The sequence below is a fragment of the Salibacterium aidingense DSM 18341 genome (genome assembly GCF_000429685.1).
Lineage (GTDB): Bacteria > Bacillota > Bacilli > Bacillales > Marinococcaceae > Salibacterium > Salibacterium aidingense.
This window is the reverse complement of sequence record NZ_AUCI01000007.1, coordinates 71395-86897: the sequence shown is the minus strand read 5'-3', so window position 1 is coordinate 86897 and position 15503 is coordinate 71395. Positions and strand designations below refer to the sequence as shown.

The following is a 15503-nucleotide window of genomic DNA, read 5'->3' as shown; positions in this document are numbered from 1 at the left end:
ATGAAAGTGGCTATTATGGGGGCAGGTTTGTCAGGATTAAGCTGTGCCATAATGCTGGAAAGAAACGGCATTACCCCCACTATTTTTGAAAAAAGAAGCCGGACCGGGGACCGTTTTGTGAACGGGGAAGCATTTATGTCCTTTCTTACCAAACCGATCGATGATGTAGTTCGTTACCTGGCAGAAGAGTTTCAGCTGTATATTCAACCAGTCAGCCCGATTAACCGGTTATCCTTTCATTCGGAAAACGAAAATGCGATTATTGATGCGCAAACTGGATTCATTAATATCAGGGGCCGGCATCGTTTGTCTTTGGAAAACCAGTTAACAGATCAGCTTCAAACCGATATACAGTTCCATGCCAGTAAGTCTTATGAAAGTATGCTTCGGGAATATACACATGTCATACTGGCCCCCGGGGACGCCTCGTATGCGGAAAAACTGCGGAATTTCACCGAAAAATTATCCGTCTCCCTTAAAGGTGCCATCGTGGAAGGAGAATTTGACAACGACCACGTCCGGGTCTGGCTTAATAATGATATAGCTCCCAACGGATATGCTTACCTTCTTCCGCTTTCCTCTTCAAAAGCAAACCTCGTTATGGCATATCCGGATGCTGTTTCTGCTTCAAAAGAACAGACAGAAAAGCAATGGGCGCTGCTTTTGAATTCCGCCTGTGCTCAAGTGAATCAGCATCTTCACGTCACGGATCAATTTCAAATTACGAATTATAAAATCGGCCTTTGTCACGCGCCGCGTATCGGAAATACCTTTTTTACCGGCAACTGCTTTGGCGCCATCATGCCATTTTTAGGTTTCGGCCAGTTTGAATCCATCCTGACAGGTATTTATGCCGCCTATGATATTTGCGGTTATGGAAAATACGAAGATTACACCAGGCCGTTGCGAAAAAGCTTTCACGACTCGTTCATTCTTCGCCGGGGAATGGAAACATTAAATAATGACGCTTTTAATTTTATTGTGAAGCAATTGGATGGGCGTATTGGAGAACGGTTATTTTCTACAGACAGAAACATCGTAAGGGCAGGCAGTTTTCTTCTCCGTCCTTTTGTATGGATGAAATAATTCTATTTTCATAATCGAATCAGGGGATAGTATCTATGAGTGATTATTTCAATGCGGAAAAAAATAAGAAAGACGCCCCCTTGAAGCTTGTTGCTTTAGCCGCTGCGATGACTGGAGCAATGGCCACCTGGTTTGCAGGAACAGCAATCCTTCCGGAAATAACAGGAATATGGCAGTTGAATGACATGGAAACGAGTCTTATCACTATGATGGTGCAGGCTGGATTTGTAGCCGGGGCCCTGCTTTCTGCCTTTTTAAACCTTCCGGATCGTATACTCCCAAACCAGCTTTTTTTTTGGTCCGCTTGTTTAGCTGGGGGGACAACCATTCTTGTGGTTTATCTGCCTTCTGTCCTGTCTATTATTCTATTATGCCGTTTTATGACGGGAATGGCGCTGGCGGGGGTATACGGCCCCGGACTTAAACTCGCGTCAAGCTGGTTTCGTAAGGGGAGGGGGATGGCGCTGGGTGCGGTTGTGGGAGCTCTGACTCTTGGTTCTGCCGCTCCTCATCTTTTTCGGATATCGGCCGCTGCTTCCTGGGAAACCGTGCTTTTTCTTGCCGGCATTTGCTCGATCCTGGCTGGAATACTAGTGAAAGGGATGGTGCCGCCCGGTCCGCATCACTCCAAATCAGGTGGTTTTAACCCTCGTGCGATTCCACTGGTTTTAAAAAATAAATCGGTGAGACTGGCAAACTACGGGTATTTCGGACATTCCTGGGAACTGTATGCCATGTGGACGTGGCTGGCTCTATTTCTAACAAACAGTTTTAAAGAAAGCGGTCAGGAATCTCCTTCCATATTGGCTTCTGCTCTGACCTTTATTATCATTGGATCTGGCTCTTTAGGAGCCTGGGCCGGAGGCATTCTTGCCGATCGTATAGGGAGGGAAACACTGGCGATGGGCGCCCTTGGTATTTCAGGAACGATGACATTCATTATCGGTTTTCTTTATGGGGCTCCTGCCTGGCTGATTGCTATAGCGGGAATGGTGTGGGGAATTACCATTATTGCCGATTCCGCTCAATTTTCAGCGTTAGTTACAGAACATGCAGATCCCAGATACATAGGCTCGGCTTTGACCTTTCAATTAGCCGTCGGTTATGCTCTTACCATTATCATTATCTGGCTGACCGCCTGGATACAGGCTTGGATCGGATGGCAGTTCGCTTTTTTACTTCTTCTTCCGGGGCCCCTCCTTGCTTTTTTATCAATGGTTACTTTAAAACGCAGACTCAAAAACGACGCGTAAAGGAGGTGTGGTTGTGGAAATATTTCTCTCCCTGCTGGCTGTTGCAGCGGCTGCTGCGGTATTATATCTCCCTGTTATCGGTACGTATTTATCTACGTTTCATACCCTTGTTCATGAATGCGGACACGCCGCTGCGGCTTTATTAACCGGGGGCCATGTTTCCTCTATTTCACTTTTTTCCAGCAGGGAAGGTGCTGCTGGTACCCGTCATCACAAACCCGGCTTATTGATTACTTCTCTTGCCGGCTATCCCTTCGCTTCCATCGTCTCCGTTTTGTTTATCTACGGGCTTTCCCTAGATTGGTTTGCAGGATTGGGCCTCTGCCTCCTTGGGCTGCTTTTATTTAGTTTATTTTTCTGGATTCGAAACCCGTTCGGGGTCTTCTGGGTGCTTTCTCTATTAGGAGGCGGGCTGCTCGTATGGTATTATGAATGGTTTCAAGTCTTAGAAACGGTCTTAAGTGCAGGCGGCCTGGTTCTTCTGGTCCAGGCTTTCATCAGCTGCTGGCACGTATTTCTTCTTAGTTTCAGACGTCCTGAACAAGCTGGGGATGCTTCCATTCTAGCCCGCATCACCTTTATTCCAACTCCCATATGGGGAATATTTTTTCTAGGCCAGGGGATTGTTTTCTTTGGCTGGGGCCTGCTGTTGTGGACGGGGGTTCCGGTGAGTGATCTGACCACTTGGTTATAAAAAAAACGGAGGCAAAAAGACGAAGATGGAGGAAACCGCTGAAAAGGTCGGAAGGTGAGAGCGGAGCAGGTCCTGCGGAAAAAGAAGTCAGGAAAGATTTTGCAGACGGAGCCCGAAGCGTAAGCCTGCATAGGGCTCCCCGTTCTCTTTATTTTAGGCACTTTATAAAAAGGCAGCTCCGCTAAATTCTTTATACTTTTCAGCGGCTTCAGTTGAAGCTTCGTCTCTTTTTAATACCCTGAATGCTTACTTGTCAGGTTGTCGAGCATAGAGTGGTTGTGTTTTTGGAGCGGTTTCTCCGCCGGTCCTTCGATGACTTCTCCAGTGTAGGAGAAGCGGGAGCCGTGGCAGGGGCAGTCCCACGTTCTGTCGCCGTGATTCCATTCCACTTCACATCCAACGTGTGTACAGGTCGTATCAACAATAAACAGCTGTCCCTCTTTGTCTTTATAAGCGCCTTTACGCTGCCCATCCGCCATAAAAACAGCTGCGTCATCATTGGCTAACCCTTCAATAGAGGAAGACGGCATTTCCAGTTTTCCTTTAATTAAATGTTTGGTGACATCTATATTTTCTTTAAAAAATTGTTTGATGCTTGGATCAGCATAAAACCTCGCGGGACTGTACAGTTCACTGTAAGGATTCTCTTTTTTAATAACCAGGTCTTTCAGGAGCAGTGCTGCAGCGGTACTGTTTGTCATGCCCCATTTCCGGAATCCGGTGGCGATGAAAACATTGGGCTGGGTGGTAGTGACTTCCCCAATATAAGGGAGTTTATCAAGGGTGGTTAAATCCTGGGCCGACCACCGGTAGAGGATCTCAGGGGTTTCGAACAAATTTCCGGCAAATTCCTGCAGGGCTTGATAATGTTCCAGGGTGTCTCTGCCTTGTCCTGTCTTATGGCTTTCCCCGCCCACGAGTATAAGCTCTTCACCGTTCATGGAAGCCGAGCGGAGCGAACGGGAAGGCTCGCCTGCATTTAGATACATTCCGCCGGGATAAGGCGTGTTTGTTTTTACAGCGATCACATATGAACGATCCGCATACATTCGTCCGGAATAGAATCCAGTCCCTTCGTAAAAAGGAAAATGGGTACAGCTGATGATGGAGTCAGCAGTTACTTTTTTATCGTTTCTAGTCAGCACTGCCGCCTGATTTTCTTTGGTATCGATATTGACAGCTGTGGTATTTTCATAAATCCGTCCGCCGTGATCCACAACCTCCTGGATCAAATGCTTTACATACTGCAAAGGGTGAAAGCGGGCCTGCGCCGGCATAGAAAGAGCGCTATGTACCTCGATTGGAAATGGTATATCGTTCTCGAGCTCTCCTTCGATGTGCAGCCTTTGATACGCCTCATATTCTTTTTCAAGCTTGCGGCCAACCTCTTCATTTTCCGCATATAAATATGCTTTTTCCTTTTGGAAGTCACATTCGATTTGTTTTTCCTTAATGGTCTGTTCAATGAACTGCATCGCTTCGGTCTGGGATTCATAGTAAAGTCTTGCGCTGCTTTGTCCCATATGTTGAATAAATTCATCGTAAATGAGACCGTGCTGGGCGGTGACTTTGGCCGTGGTATGGCCGGTTGTTCCGTTCAAGATCCGTCCTGCTTCGAGCAGTACTACCTGCAGCCCTTCTTTTGCTAAAAGAGAGGCAGTAGTCAGGCCGGTAATACCGCCTCCAACGAGGACAACATCCGCTTTTTCATTTTCCTCCAGAGCGTGAAAGGAAGGAAGTTCGGTTGTATCTTTCCAATAAGGCTCGGGGTATTGAGGCAGTTGTGATGACATTGATTATCCCTCCATGACTTAATCTACCGTTTATTCTTTACAGAAGGATAACCATTTATGCTGGAGATCTGGAGATTTTGTTACCCCACTAACAACCTTACCCCTCCAAAAACAGCAAGGACGAGGACGGCGATATTAAAAGTCCGCTGCGGGATAAGCGGCAGACATTTAATACCTAGATAAGTACCGAGCAGAATGACGGGAGCGAGCCATAAATTAAACGTAAGTGACGCTGGTGTGATCAGCCCAAGTATGGCATACATTGGTACTTTAATGAGGTTAACCGATATAAAAAACCAGGCCCCAGTCCCTATAAATTCCTGTTTGGGTAGAGCAATCGCCAGTAAAAAAATTGCCATAACCGGTCCCGCGGCATTACCGATCATTGTCGTAAACCCGGCAAGTGTTCCCATGCCAGCCGCAAACCAGGTGGATTGGGGGATATTTTCTGTCCAGGATGCTCCCCAGCGTTCCCTCGAAAGCTGAATGCCTATCATCAGAAGAATAATACCACCCAGCATGATTTCTATCGGGCGGCTCGCTTCCACGAAAAACAGAACAATAAATCCAAGAAAAAGACCACCCAGGACCCAGGGGACGAGCCGAAACAGTGTTTTCCAATTGACATTGCGCCGATAGTAGGTTACTGCGATTACATCGGCCGTTATCAGCATCGGCAGGACAATTCCAATGGACTCTCTTGCCGGAAAGATCGATGCCATCACAGCTACAACCAGGATCCCTAAGGTCGGCAGTCCCGTTTTTGCCACTCCTATCAAAAGAGCGCATATTAGGACAAGAATGATATGTACCACACTTAAATCAAACATCAAACGACTCCTTTCTTCCAAAATTGTACTATGAAACTACTTTACGGGAAATGAAAACGCAGAGCTTTTTCCCTCAGGGGTTTTGTAATTTTTCCAGGAGTTTATGTTTAACCGTGAGGTCCTGCCGGGTAAAAGTTCATAGATTCTTTCCTTAAGGGAGGTTCAACATAATGAGTGAACATCGTAACCATAACAAGACTCGTAAAGATGAACAGCTGGAAGGATACAGAGCGTATGACCAGGGAAAAAAAATGACGACCAACCAAGGTCAGAAAGTGTCGGAGGATGAGTTTTCCTTAAAAGCGGGGGAACGCGGTCCTACGTTAATGGAAGACTTTCATTTTAGAGAAAAGATGACTCATTTCGACCATGAACGTATTCCGGAACGGATTGTGCACGCCCGCGGTTATGCGGCTCATGGCGAATTTCAAGTGTATGATGATTCAATGAAAGACTACACCAAAGCCGATTTTTTAACAGATCCGAACAAAACAACACCTGTATTCGTCCGGTTTTCTACGGTACAGGGCTCGAAAGGATCTCCTGATACCGTAAGGGACGTACGGGGATTTGCGACAAAGTTTTATACAGATGAAGGCAATTTTGATTTAGTAGGAAACAATATTCCAATCTTTTTTATCCAGGATGCCATGAAATTTCCGGATCTTGTTCATGCCGTGAAACCGGAACCTCATAATGAAATGCCACAGGGCGGGTCTGCGCATGACACGTTCTGGGATTTCGTCGCAAACAACCAGGAATCTGCCCATATGGCGATGTGGGCGATGTCGGACCGCGGTATTCCGCGAAGCTTCCGCATGATGGAAGGATTCGGCGTTCATACGTTTCGGCTTGTAAACGACAAAGGAGAAGCCCATTTTGTTAAATTTCACTGGAAGCCGGTTCTCGGCGTTCATTCTCTCGTGTGGGATGAAGCCCAGAAACTTTCCGGCAAAGATATCGATTTCCACCGTCGTGATTTATATGAAGCGATTGAAAACGGCGATTACCCCGAATGGGAACTCGGGTTTCAAATCATTAGAGAAGACGAAGAATTCAAGTTTGATTTCGATATTTTAGATCCAACAAAAGTGTGGCCGGAAGAAGACGTCCCAGTTAAAAAAGTCGGTAAATTGACCTTGAATCGGAACGTAGATAACGTATTCGCAGAAACAGAACAGGCTGCTTTCCATCCGGGACATGTGGTCTCAGGTATTGATTTTTCCAATGATCCATTGCTGCAGGGACGCTTGTTCTCCTATACCGATACGCAGATTTCAAGACTCGGCGGTCCTAACTTCCATGAACTTCCGATTAATCGTCCAGTCTGCCCCTTCCACAACAACCAGCGGGATGCGCAGGGCCGTATGACGATTAATACCGGCCAGGTCAGCTACCACAAAAACTCACTCGCTGATAACACCCCGGAGCCAGCCAGCGAAGAGGAAGGCGGTTACGTTCATTATCAGGAAAAAGTGGAAGGACACAAAATCAGAGCCAGAAGTGATAGCTTCAGAGACCACTTCTCCCAGGCAGCGTTATTCTGGAACAGCATGAGCGATGTAGAAAAACAACACATTATTGGCGGCTTCAGTTTTGAGCTCGGCAAATGTGAAAGTACTTCTGTGCAGCAGCAGGTGGTGGATATGCTTTCTAATATCTCCCTTGACCTTGCCCAGCCTGTGGCAAAAGCACTCGGAGTGAGAGTGCCGCAAGAGGGCGGATCTGATGTCACAAAGTCTTCGCCGGCATTAAGCCAGCAGAATACGAAATTTAAACCAGATACCCGCAAAGTCGGTGTCATTGTCGGAGAAGGATTTAAAGGAAGCGAAGTAAATGAAGTACTGGCTGGTTTGAAAAAAGAAGGCATCCACCCGGAAGTCATCAGCAGCAGACTGGGCACCTGTAAAGCAAGCGACGGGCCGGAGCTTGAAGTACAGCACACGTTCCTGACAGCCGACTCCCTTTTGTTTGATGCGTTATATGTGGTGGGGGGCAGCCAGACAGATGAAACGTTTAAGAAGAAAACCCACGATTTTATCAAGGAAACATTCTCCCACTATAAACCTATCGGTGCCACCCATGAAGGTAAATCATGGCTGGAAGAAACAGGACTCGATAATTATCCGGGGGTATTAAAAGGGGAGGATCCATCTTCCTTTACAGCAGACTTTGTAAAAGCTGTCGCTTCCCATCGTTTTTGGGAAAGAAAAGTCGTCTAATCTACGATTGACGGATATAAGAAAAATATAAGAAAAAGTGTTGCGACAAAACAAATGTTCCGCGGTTTGTGTTAGGGAGTAGCGATAGAGACGCAAAAAATTTCTGAACGAATTCATAGAAGGATCGTTCAGAAATTTTTTGTCTTGTGGTGATTATGATTCAGACTCGTTTTTTGCCCTGGCTGCAAAAAAGCTGCTGCTTTTATGTTCTATTCCGTCGAACTATGCTATCATGATGCTAGCAACTGCTAGCTCTATGATAGCAAATTAAAACAGGGGGACCATCCATGGAGAACGAAGAAAAAAGAATCCAGCTGAATGTACGGGTACGGAAAGAAACGGCAGACCAGCTGGATGAAATCACAGCGTACTATCAGAAACATACAAAGTATGGCAAAGTCTATAAAGGAGACGTTTTAACAGATATTATCGAAAAAGCTTATGATGTCATGGAAAAACAGAGGTCTATGGAAAAACGTTACCAATGAAATGAAACCACCCCTTCCTGATTTCGTATATAAATAACAGAAACTTATACAGGAGGGATTTTCATGTCCTTATTCTTCCAAATCATCGCTGCGGCAGCGGCTTTGCTCTTTTTTAATTGGATGTTGGGCTATCGTAAAGGCTTTATTTCCTTGACTTTAAAAAATCGGTATTCCACCCTTAAAGACCACGGAGATGCGGTGGAAAAGGAGTTAACCCAGAAAGGATATGATGCTGTGTATGAAGGAAACGGTTATTTTCTGGTCGACGGAAAATCTTATCTGCTGCAGGGCCGGACCGTCCCTATGGGAGGACTTCCTATGCAGCGAACTGTTTTAAAACCGGTGAAACGGTAATGATTTCTATTTCCAGTCATGTAAATATTGTTGGTATCGTTCATGAGAAATCGAATTTTCATTATGCTGAATGACGACAGATGGAATTTTCTGAATCCAACTGTTATTTCGAAACGGCCGGGACTGTTGGTATAAGCGGCTGCTGTCCGCTCTGGTTACTACATTTGTAAGATAAGCGGACTGCTGACTCCCTGGATTTCGGAGGTCGTTTAAAATACGTATCATTTCTGCTTCGGTAGTGATGCCGATCCCATGACCAAAATAGGAATTTTCGTTTAATACGACCGCATTTTCCCCCCGCCACTGGGGAGATTGGCTGTTAAAGTCCGGATTATTAAAGTACACGACATCACCGGGAATAAAATAAGGAGTCTGCACAGATTCCAGGCCTAAATCAGAATCAATGTGCCAGCTGTATAAATAAAGATTAGGAAAGAGGTTGTTAAAAGCCGTCTTTCCAATAACCTGAAGGGCAGCATGATAAAAAATAATGATCATAGCAGTAGCGCATTCAAAGCCGTAGGCGCTGCTGTTGCGGAATATATCCGAAAGTGCTTCAGCAGGCTGCCTCCCATATCGAAGCCTGAGCCCCCCGGCATTAGTCACGTTCCAATATTCCGGATTAGCACGGGTTTCTGCGAAAATTTCAAAAGCAGCGTCACTCTGATGTAATGCATGGGAGCTGTTGATAATATTTTTTCGAAGTTGGAGTTCGAATAACAATTCATCCAAGGATTGGTATGAATGAGCAGCGTTATCGTTTTGCAGCCGCTGAAAAATCATTGTTTCTGTTTCACCCGATATCGTGGAGGGAGGCTGCTGAAGCAAAGAGCCGGAAAGATAGATCATCGGTTTCAACCTCATTCCAATATAAGTTGAAGATTAATACATTATATTGGGCGGCAGGAAGAAATATGCAAAGGATCGCGAATAGACAAGCACCAGTAAATGCTTCAGGAATCAAAAAGAGGCTGAGACAAAATCATATAGGCCAGATAAAAATCCGAACGATTATCATACATTCTCCATTAGAATTTGGCATCGTTCAGATTTTTTCATGCGGCATCTGCCCTCTTAAAACATCCAATGGGAACGGAGGATACCGCTGTATGATCGGCGTGGCCGGCCTCCGCTATGAGAAGGAACTGCAGCGTTCAGGAGACATAGCCGTTTGCATGTCCTACGTTACTATCTATAATTCGTCTTTCGGGAGAAGTCATTTCGTTTTTCCCAGACTCCCTTTATTCTTTCTTAAATAAAGGCAGGGTTTCTAAAAATGTGATGTCTTCCATGGCTGCGGCGTTTCCTTCGGCCAAAATGGCTGCTTTGGTCATCACGTTTCCTCCCGCCCTGGTTACCAGCTTCTCCAGAGCAAGCAGAGATTCTCCGGTACTAATCACATCATCCACCAGCGCAATTCTTTTTCCTTCCAATAGGGCTGCATCCCTTTCTTCCAGGACAAGCTGCTGTTCTTTCTGGGTTGTGATGGAAGAAGCTTTGTCCACGATTGGATTCTTCATATATGGTTTAACACTTTTTCTCGCAACGATATAGCGCTTCATACCAAGTTGTTTGGAAAGTTCATAAACAAACGGAATCCCTTTGGCTTCTGCCGTTACCAGCATATCTACAGGGGGGAGCTTGTCGGCAAGAAGCGGAGCGGCGGTTTGAACAATTTCGGTATCCCCTAAAATGACAAAGCTTGCGATGCTTACTTCATCAGATACTGCGATGATCGGGAGTTCTCTTGTGACTCCTCCCAGATGTAATGTATACGTAGACATCCATAATCCTCCTTAAAATCCAAATACTCCAATTAAAAATTCGATAATAATACCTGCAAGCATACCCAGAAATGGATCGGTAAACGCCGTGACCGCCATCGTCATACCGCCGACCAGCCCGGACCCTGCTCCTTCTCCAGCCAATGCTGCCGCTGCATTGGAAGGAAGCGTCACAATAGCGCCAAGCACAAATAAAAATCCGGAGATGGAAGCACTGGGGACATATCTTCCTATTTTCGGCAGCCACCCGGCGAATAAAATGATGGCCATCAGTGCCATCATAAGAACACCGGACCAAACGGCGTGGGGAGCACTTGCCGTCGCTGATATAATAATCTCAACCGGGGCCCCGCCAAACAGCGAAGAGGCCATATCAGCCAGACTGCTGATTATTGTAAGCGTGTCGATGTTTACTTCCGTGCCCGCGATATCCTGATTAATACGCCCAAACGCAATATTTGCACTGATATTTAAGCAGACCATTGCCATAGCCCCGCGGAGAACCATCGGGCTGGAAAATAATCTTCTGCATTTTAAACCCTTCATTTTGACGGGCTTCTTCTTTATTGACGCTTGTGTTTTTCTTTTGAAGATTAGCGATAATTCCTGCCAGCACGACGGAGACCGTTATCGTATAAACTAAATCTTCTGTTGCCATATAAACAAGCAGGGCGCTGGCAAATGAACTAATACCTACGACGCGGTCATTTTTCGCCGTATCCCATGCTACTTTGGATAGCATGATACCGACACCGGCCATCATTCCGTTAATAATCACAGGACCGATCCAGTCCATCACCCATTCCAGCACACCGAAGAGACCGACCACCAGCAGAATGGCAGCTCCAATAAATATCATCGACAGCCTTTCTCTCATGCTGCGGCCCATGGTTCCGGCTACCGTTATCGTTTCTGCCTGATAAGAAATAACAGCGACATTATTTGTTGCAGCATTCCCTACGGCCCCTATAACAAAAGCGGCAGCGGTAGGGATAGAAGCAAATCCGAAAGCAAGGGCCAGCAGCCCCTGAGGCAGGCCGTTTAAAACACCGCTCAGCGCAGCCAAAATGTCCTTTAAAATATCCAATCGTTTTCTTCCTTTCTCATCCCCGGGCAATCGAACATTATCCATTTTTTATAAAAGCGCGAATCAAAAGAACAAAATTTGAATTAATGTTCGTTTTTCAGGGAATGTTTTATAAAATAATAAATATAAAGTACCGACATTTGTTAAAATACCATAGGATACAACATTCGACAACAATCATGAAGAAAAAGATCTGCGGGTTTCTCATTTGCTTCTTATTTTTGTTTTTATTATAATATACTTAATTAAAGATAATTTAATTAGAGATATTTAAATAGAAAGTGATGGTAATCATGAATCAATCCGGAGAAGATTCGAATCTTTCTTTAAAAACGTTTGTGGTGTTATCTAAAGCTTATCATTCCTTAGAAAAACATTTATTGCAGGATATGAAAAACCACGGCCTGAATCCGAATGCTTTTGCGGTGCTGGAGCTTTTGTATCACAAAGGCAGGCAGCCGATTCAGCACATTGGCAAGCGGATTTTGATCACAAGCGGAAGTATGACCTATGTCATCGATAAATTGGAAAAACAGGAATTATTGATAAGGGAACGGTGTCCGGAAGACCGTCGGGTGATTTATGCTGTCATTACGGAAAAGGGGCGGAATTTGATGGACGACATTTTTCCAAAACACGCCGCCCGCATTCATGAATTGTTTTCTACCTTATCGGACGAAGAAAAAGAACAAATGATTCCTATGCTTAAAAGACTGGGAAGAAACATAGATGATTCTACACAGGAGGTGATTCGTTCGAAGACAGATGATTAGGAAGACGGCAGAAGGTAGTTCACTCCACGGCTGAAGGAAGGGGGAAGGGGAAAATGGGTTTACTTGATATATTTAAATCAAAAAGGAGCGATGATAAAATGACAACAGTAAACATAGCAATTGTTTATTACAGTTCTACAGGCACAAACTATAAAATGGCAAAGTGGGCAGAAGAAGCAGCCAAAGAAGCAGGCGCTAATGTATATCTGGCCCGCGCTTCAGAACTGGCCCCGCAGGCGGCCATTGACTCTAATCCGGCCTGGAAAGCGCACCTGGAAGAGACAAAAGACATACCGGAAGCCAAGCCGGAAGATCTGGACTGGGCAGACGCGATCCTTTTCAGTATGCCGACACGATTTGGAAACCTTCCGGCGCAAATGAAGCAGTTTCTGGATCAGACCGGTGGATTGTGGGGAGAAGGGAAACTTGTTAACAAAGTCGTCAGCGGGATGAGTTCTGCGATGAACGACCACGGCGGTCAGGAAGCTACCGTCAAAAGCCTTTACACCACCATGATGCACTGGGGTGCGATCATTGCAGCTCCCGGCTATAGTGATCCCGTGACATTCAGCACCGGCGGCAACCCTTACGGCACATCCGTTACGGTGGACGGAGAAGGAAACATGCAGACAGATATCGAGCCGGCTGTTAAGCATCAAACGAGAAGAACAGTACAAGTCGCCACCTGGGTGAAAAACGGCCAATAACAACGCCCGAATGGAAAACCGCCATCCTTCTTAAGGACGGCGGTTTTTTTCATGCACCCATTTGGAAATATCATACGGAATGCCATTATTTTTATTTGAGTATTTTGTCAGAGCGGATAAATTGTTCTTTTCCATTCGTTCTCTGTTGTCTTTGTAGTAATCATAATATGCGTTCTGTAGTTTTTTCTCGTTTTGACTCAACGTATTCCTCCTTCCTCCATACTCTTTCCCTAATATTATATATATGCGTAGTTTTCTTCATTTATGCTTTTATTATCATATTAAATATCTATCATTAACAATTTAAATAGAATGGATGAGAATCTGTATACGAGTCATTCCGCGGTAACATGGGAAAGAGTACCCTAAAACCAACTTGACAGATAGGGATAATGAAGATACGATGATTAATAATCAATTCGATCGAATGTAAACGTCCATCTGCTTATATATCATCGTTTTCCTTTTCACAACGATTTTCATATATAAATAGAGGAAACGGGAAATTATTCGATTCATATTATTCCTTTGCGAGGTGTATGATCATTGCAGCTTCAAGTAAACAACAGTCCCTTCGACGAAGAGCAGATAGAGCTCCTTAACCGATTGCTGCCAACCCTGACCGAACAACAGAAAATCTGGCTGAGCGGTTACATCACCGCTTCCCCTTCTGCCGTCTCGGCAGAAGCTGCGGCCACGGCTGTCCCTATGGCTCCAGAAGCAGCCCCCGGTACTCAATCCCAGCCGGCTGCTCCAGCAGTATCTAAAGACGTGACTATCCTTTTTGGGTCTCAGACAGGGAACGGGCAGGGAGTAGCTGAAGAATTATCTGGTCAGCTAAAAGCCCAGGACTACAATGTCTCCCTTTCTTCCATGGATGATTTTAAAACAAATGCCCTGAAAAAAGCGGAGAACCTCTTTGTGATCGTAAGCACCCATGGAGAAGGCGATCCGCCGGATAATGCGTTGTCTTTTTATGAATTCCTGCATGGAAGAAAAGCACCGAAACTGGACCATGTAAATTTTTCTGTATTGTCCCTGGGGGATACCTCCTATGAGTATTTCTGCCAGACGGGAAAAGATTTCGATAAACGTCTGGAGGAGTTAGGAGGACAGCGGATCTACGATCGAGTGGATTGTGACGTTGATTTTGACGAAGACGCAGCAGAATGGATGGAAGGCGTTGTAGAAGCGTTAAACAAAGAGCTTGAACAAAGTAAAGCAGAAACACAGCCGGTTCCACAGCCGCAGCCGGCCGGTGCAGGGGCTCCTGCTGCACCTCAGCCGTCCTATTCCAGAACCAACCCCTTTAAAGCTGAACTTCTGGAAAATATCAACTTAAGCGGCAGAGGGTCGAATAAGGAAACGAGACATCTGGAGCTGTCCCTGGAAGGCTCCAATCTGGAATTTGAACCAGGCGACAGTGTCGGCATTTATCCGGAAAATGATCCAGAGCTGGCGGATAAGCTGATCGATGAGATGAGCTGGGATCCGGATGAACTCGTTGTCGTGAATAAAAAAGGTGATACAAAAACAGTGCGGGATGCTCTCATTAGCACGTATGAGATTACTGTGCTTACGAAACCGCTGTTGGAAAAAGCAGCACCACTTTCCGATAATAAGGAGCTGCAGGAACTTGTGAAAGAAGGCAGGGAAGATGATCTTCGCAATTATATAAATGGGCGGGATTTAATCGACTTTGGACGCGATTTTGCCCCTTGGAATGTTCCGGTCAGTGAATTTCTTCCAATTCTCCGGAAAATACCGCCACGCCTGTATTCGATTGCAAGCAGCGGCACCGCTAACCCGGAGGAGGTCCACCTGACTATCGGAACCGTAAGGTATGATGCCCACGGCCGTCAAAGAATGGGCGTATGTTCCGGCCAATGTGCCGAACGGTCGGAAATAGGAGACCAGCTTCCCGTCTTCATTCAGAAGAACCCAAATTTCAAGCTTCCGGAGGATCCCGATACTCCGATTATTATGATCGGACCCGGAACAGGGGCGGCCCCATTCCGTGCTTTTATGGAAGAGCGGGAGGAAATCGAAGCGGAAGGAAAAACATGGTTCTTTTTTGGAGAGCAGCATTTTACCACGGATTTTCTCTATCAAGTGGAATGGCAGCGCTGGTTGAAAGAGGGCGTATTAACGAGAATGGATGTGGCGTTTTCCCGCGACACTGGGAAAAAGGTATATGTCCAGCACCGTATGCTCGAAAAAAGCCGGGATTTTTATGAGTGGCTGATGGAAGGTGCCGTGGTTTATGTCTGCGGGGATGAACAATATATGGCAAGCGACGTCCATGAGGCGATAAAAACGATTCTGCAGCAGGAAGGCCGTATGAGTGAACAGGATGCTGACGCGTACCTGGAGAACATGCAGCAGCAGAAACGATATCAGCGGGATGTGTATTAAAAAGAGAGGGAAAGGAG

14 protein-coding genes and 1 pseudogene are annotated in these 15503 nt (G+C 45.7%); 9 read left to right on the top strand and 6 right to left on the bottom strand.

The window, feature by feature from the left end; translation table 11 throughout:
• Genes G475_RS0108025 through G475_RS0108015 form a run of 3 tightly spaced genes read left to right on the top strand, consistent with a single transcriptional unit; the run spans position 1 to position 3033 of the window.
• Entirely contained in the window at positions 1–1086 is a 1086-nt protein-coding gene (locus tag G475_RS0108025; RefSeq protein WP_026700834.1) for an NAD(P)/FAD-dependent oxidoreductase, read from the top strand.
• Positions 1087–1121: 35 nt separating this feature from the next.
• Positions 1122–2339, top strand: coding sequence for an MFS transporter (locus G475_RS0108020; protein WP_051302316.1), 1218 nt, complete (start codon positions 1122–1124; stop codon positions 2337–2339).
• 13 nt (positions 2340–2352) lie between these two features.
• Positions 2353–3033 (top strand): M50 family metallopeptidase, encoded by a 681-nt coding sequence (locus tag G475_RS0108015; protein WP_026700832.1) that lies wholly within the window; start codon positions 2353–2355, stop codon positions 3031–3033.
• Positions 3034–3263: 230 nt separating this feature from the next.
• On the opposite strand, the gene G475_RS0108005 is transcribed toward G475_RS0108015, so the two are convergent.
• Positions 3264–4826, bottom strand: a complete 1563-nt coding sequence (locus tag G475_RS0108005; RefSeq protein WP_026700830.1) for an FAD-dependent oxidoreductase — start codon at positions 4824–4826, stop codon at positions 3264–3266.
• Between the two features lie 80 nt (positions 4827–4906).
• On the bottom strand, positions 4907–5656 hold the full coding sequence (locus G475_RS0108000) for a sulfite exporter TauE/SafE family protein (protein WP_026700829.1): 750 nt from the start codon (positions 5654–5656) through the stop codon (positions 4907–4909).
• Between the two features lie 170 nt (positions 5657–5826).
• Between G475_RS0108000 and G475_RS0107995 the strand changes: the two genes are divergently transcribed.
• From G475_RS0107995 to G475_RS0107985, 3 genes are all read left to right on the top strand, one after another.
• Complete coding sequence (locus G475_RS0107995) at positions 5827–7878, top strand: catalase (protein WP_026700828.1); 2052 nt, start codon at positions 5827–5829, stop codon at positions 7876–7878.
• Between the two features lie 287 nt (positions 7879–8165).
• Entirely contained in the window at positions 8166–8366 is a 201-nt protein-coding gene (locus G475_RS0107990) for a hypothetical protein (RefSeq protein WP_026700827.1), read from the top strand.
• Between the two features lie 63 nt (positions 8367–8429).
• Complete coding sequence (locus G475_RS0107985; protein WP_051302314.1) at positions 8430–8720, top strand: hypothetical protein; 291 nt, start codon at positions 8430–8432, stop codon at positions 8718–8720.
• 6 nt (positions 8721–8726) lie between these two features.
• Here the strand turns inward: G475_RS0107985 and G475_RS0107980 are convergent, their stop codons facing one another.
• From G475_RS0107980 to G475_RS28005, 3 genes and pseudogenes are all read right to left on the bottom strand, one after another.
• Positions 8727–9569 (bottom strand): protein-glutamine gamma-glutamyltransferase, encoded by an 843-nt coding sequence (locus G475_RS0107980; protein ID WP_026700825.1) that lies wholly within the window; start codon positions 9567–9569, stop codon positions 8727–8729.
• Between the two features lie 392 nt (positions 9570–9961).
• Positions 9962–10504 (bottom strand): phosphoribosyltransferase family protein, encoded by a 543-nt coding sequence (locus tag G475_RS0107970; RefSeq protein WP_026700823.1) that lies wholly within the window; start codon positions 10502–10504, stop codon positions 9962–9964.
• Positions 10505–10516: 12 nt separating this feature from the next.
• Positions 10517–11636, bottom strand: a pseudogene (locus G475_RS28005) (NCS2 family permease).
• Positions 11637–11884: 248 nt separating this feature from the next.
• Between G475_RS28005 and G475_RS24530 the strand changes: the two are divergent.
• Positions 11885–12364 carry a MarR family winged helix-turn-helix transcriptional regulator gene (locus G475_RS24530; RefSeq protein ID WP_051302312.1) on the top strand — a complete coding sequence of 160 codons (480 nt, stop codon included), beginning with the start codon at positions 11885–11887 and terminating at the stop codon, positions 12362–12364.
• A gap of 98 nt (positions 12365–12462) precedes the next feature.
• Positions 12463–13071 carry an NAD(P)H:quinone oxidoreductase gene (gene wrbA, locus G475_RS0107955; protein WP_026700822.1) on the top strand — a complete coding sequence of 203 codons (609 nt, stop codon included), beginning with the start codon at positions 12463–12465 and terminating at the stop codon, positions 13069–13071.
• Positions 13072–13101: 30 nt separating this feature from the next.
• On the opposite strand, the gene G475_RS27155 is transcribed toward wrbA, so the two are convergent.
• Positions 13102–13272 carry a hypothetical protein gene (locus tag G475_RS27155; RefSeq protein ID WP_156911652.1) on the bottom strand — a complete coding sequence of 57 codons (171 nt, stop codon included), beginning with the start codon at positions 13270–13272 and terminating at the stop codon, positions 13102–13104.
• A gap of 345 nt (positions 13273–13617) precedes the next feature.
• Between G475_RS27155 and G475_RS0107945 the strand changes: the two genes are divergently transcribed.
• Positions 13618–15486, top strand: coding sequence for an assimilatory sulfite reductase (NADPH) flavoprotein subunit (locus tag G475_RS0107945; RefSeq protein WP_026700821.1), 1869 nt, complete (start codon positions 13618–13620; stop codon positions 15484–15486).
• The last annotated feature ends 17 nt before the right edge of the window (positions 15487–15503 follow it).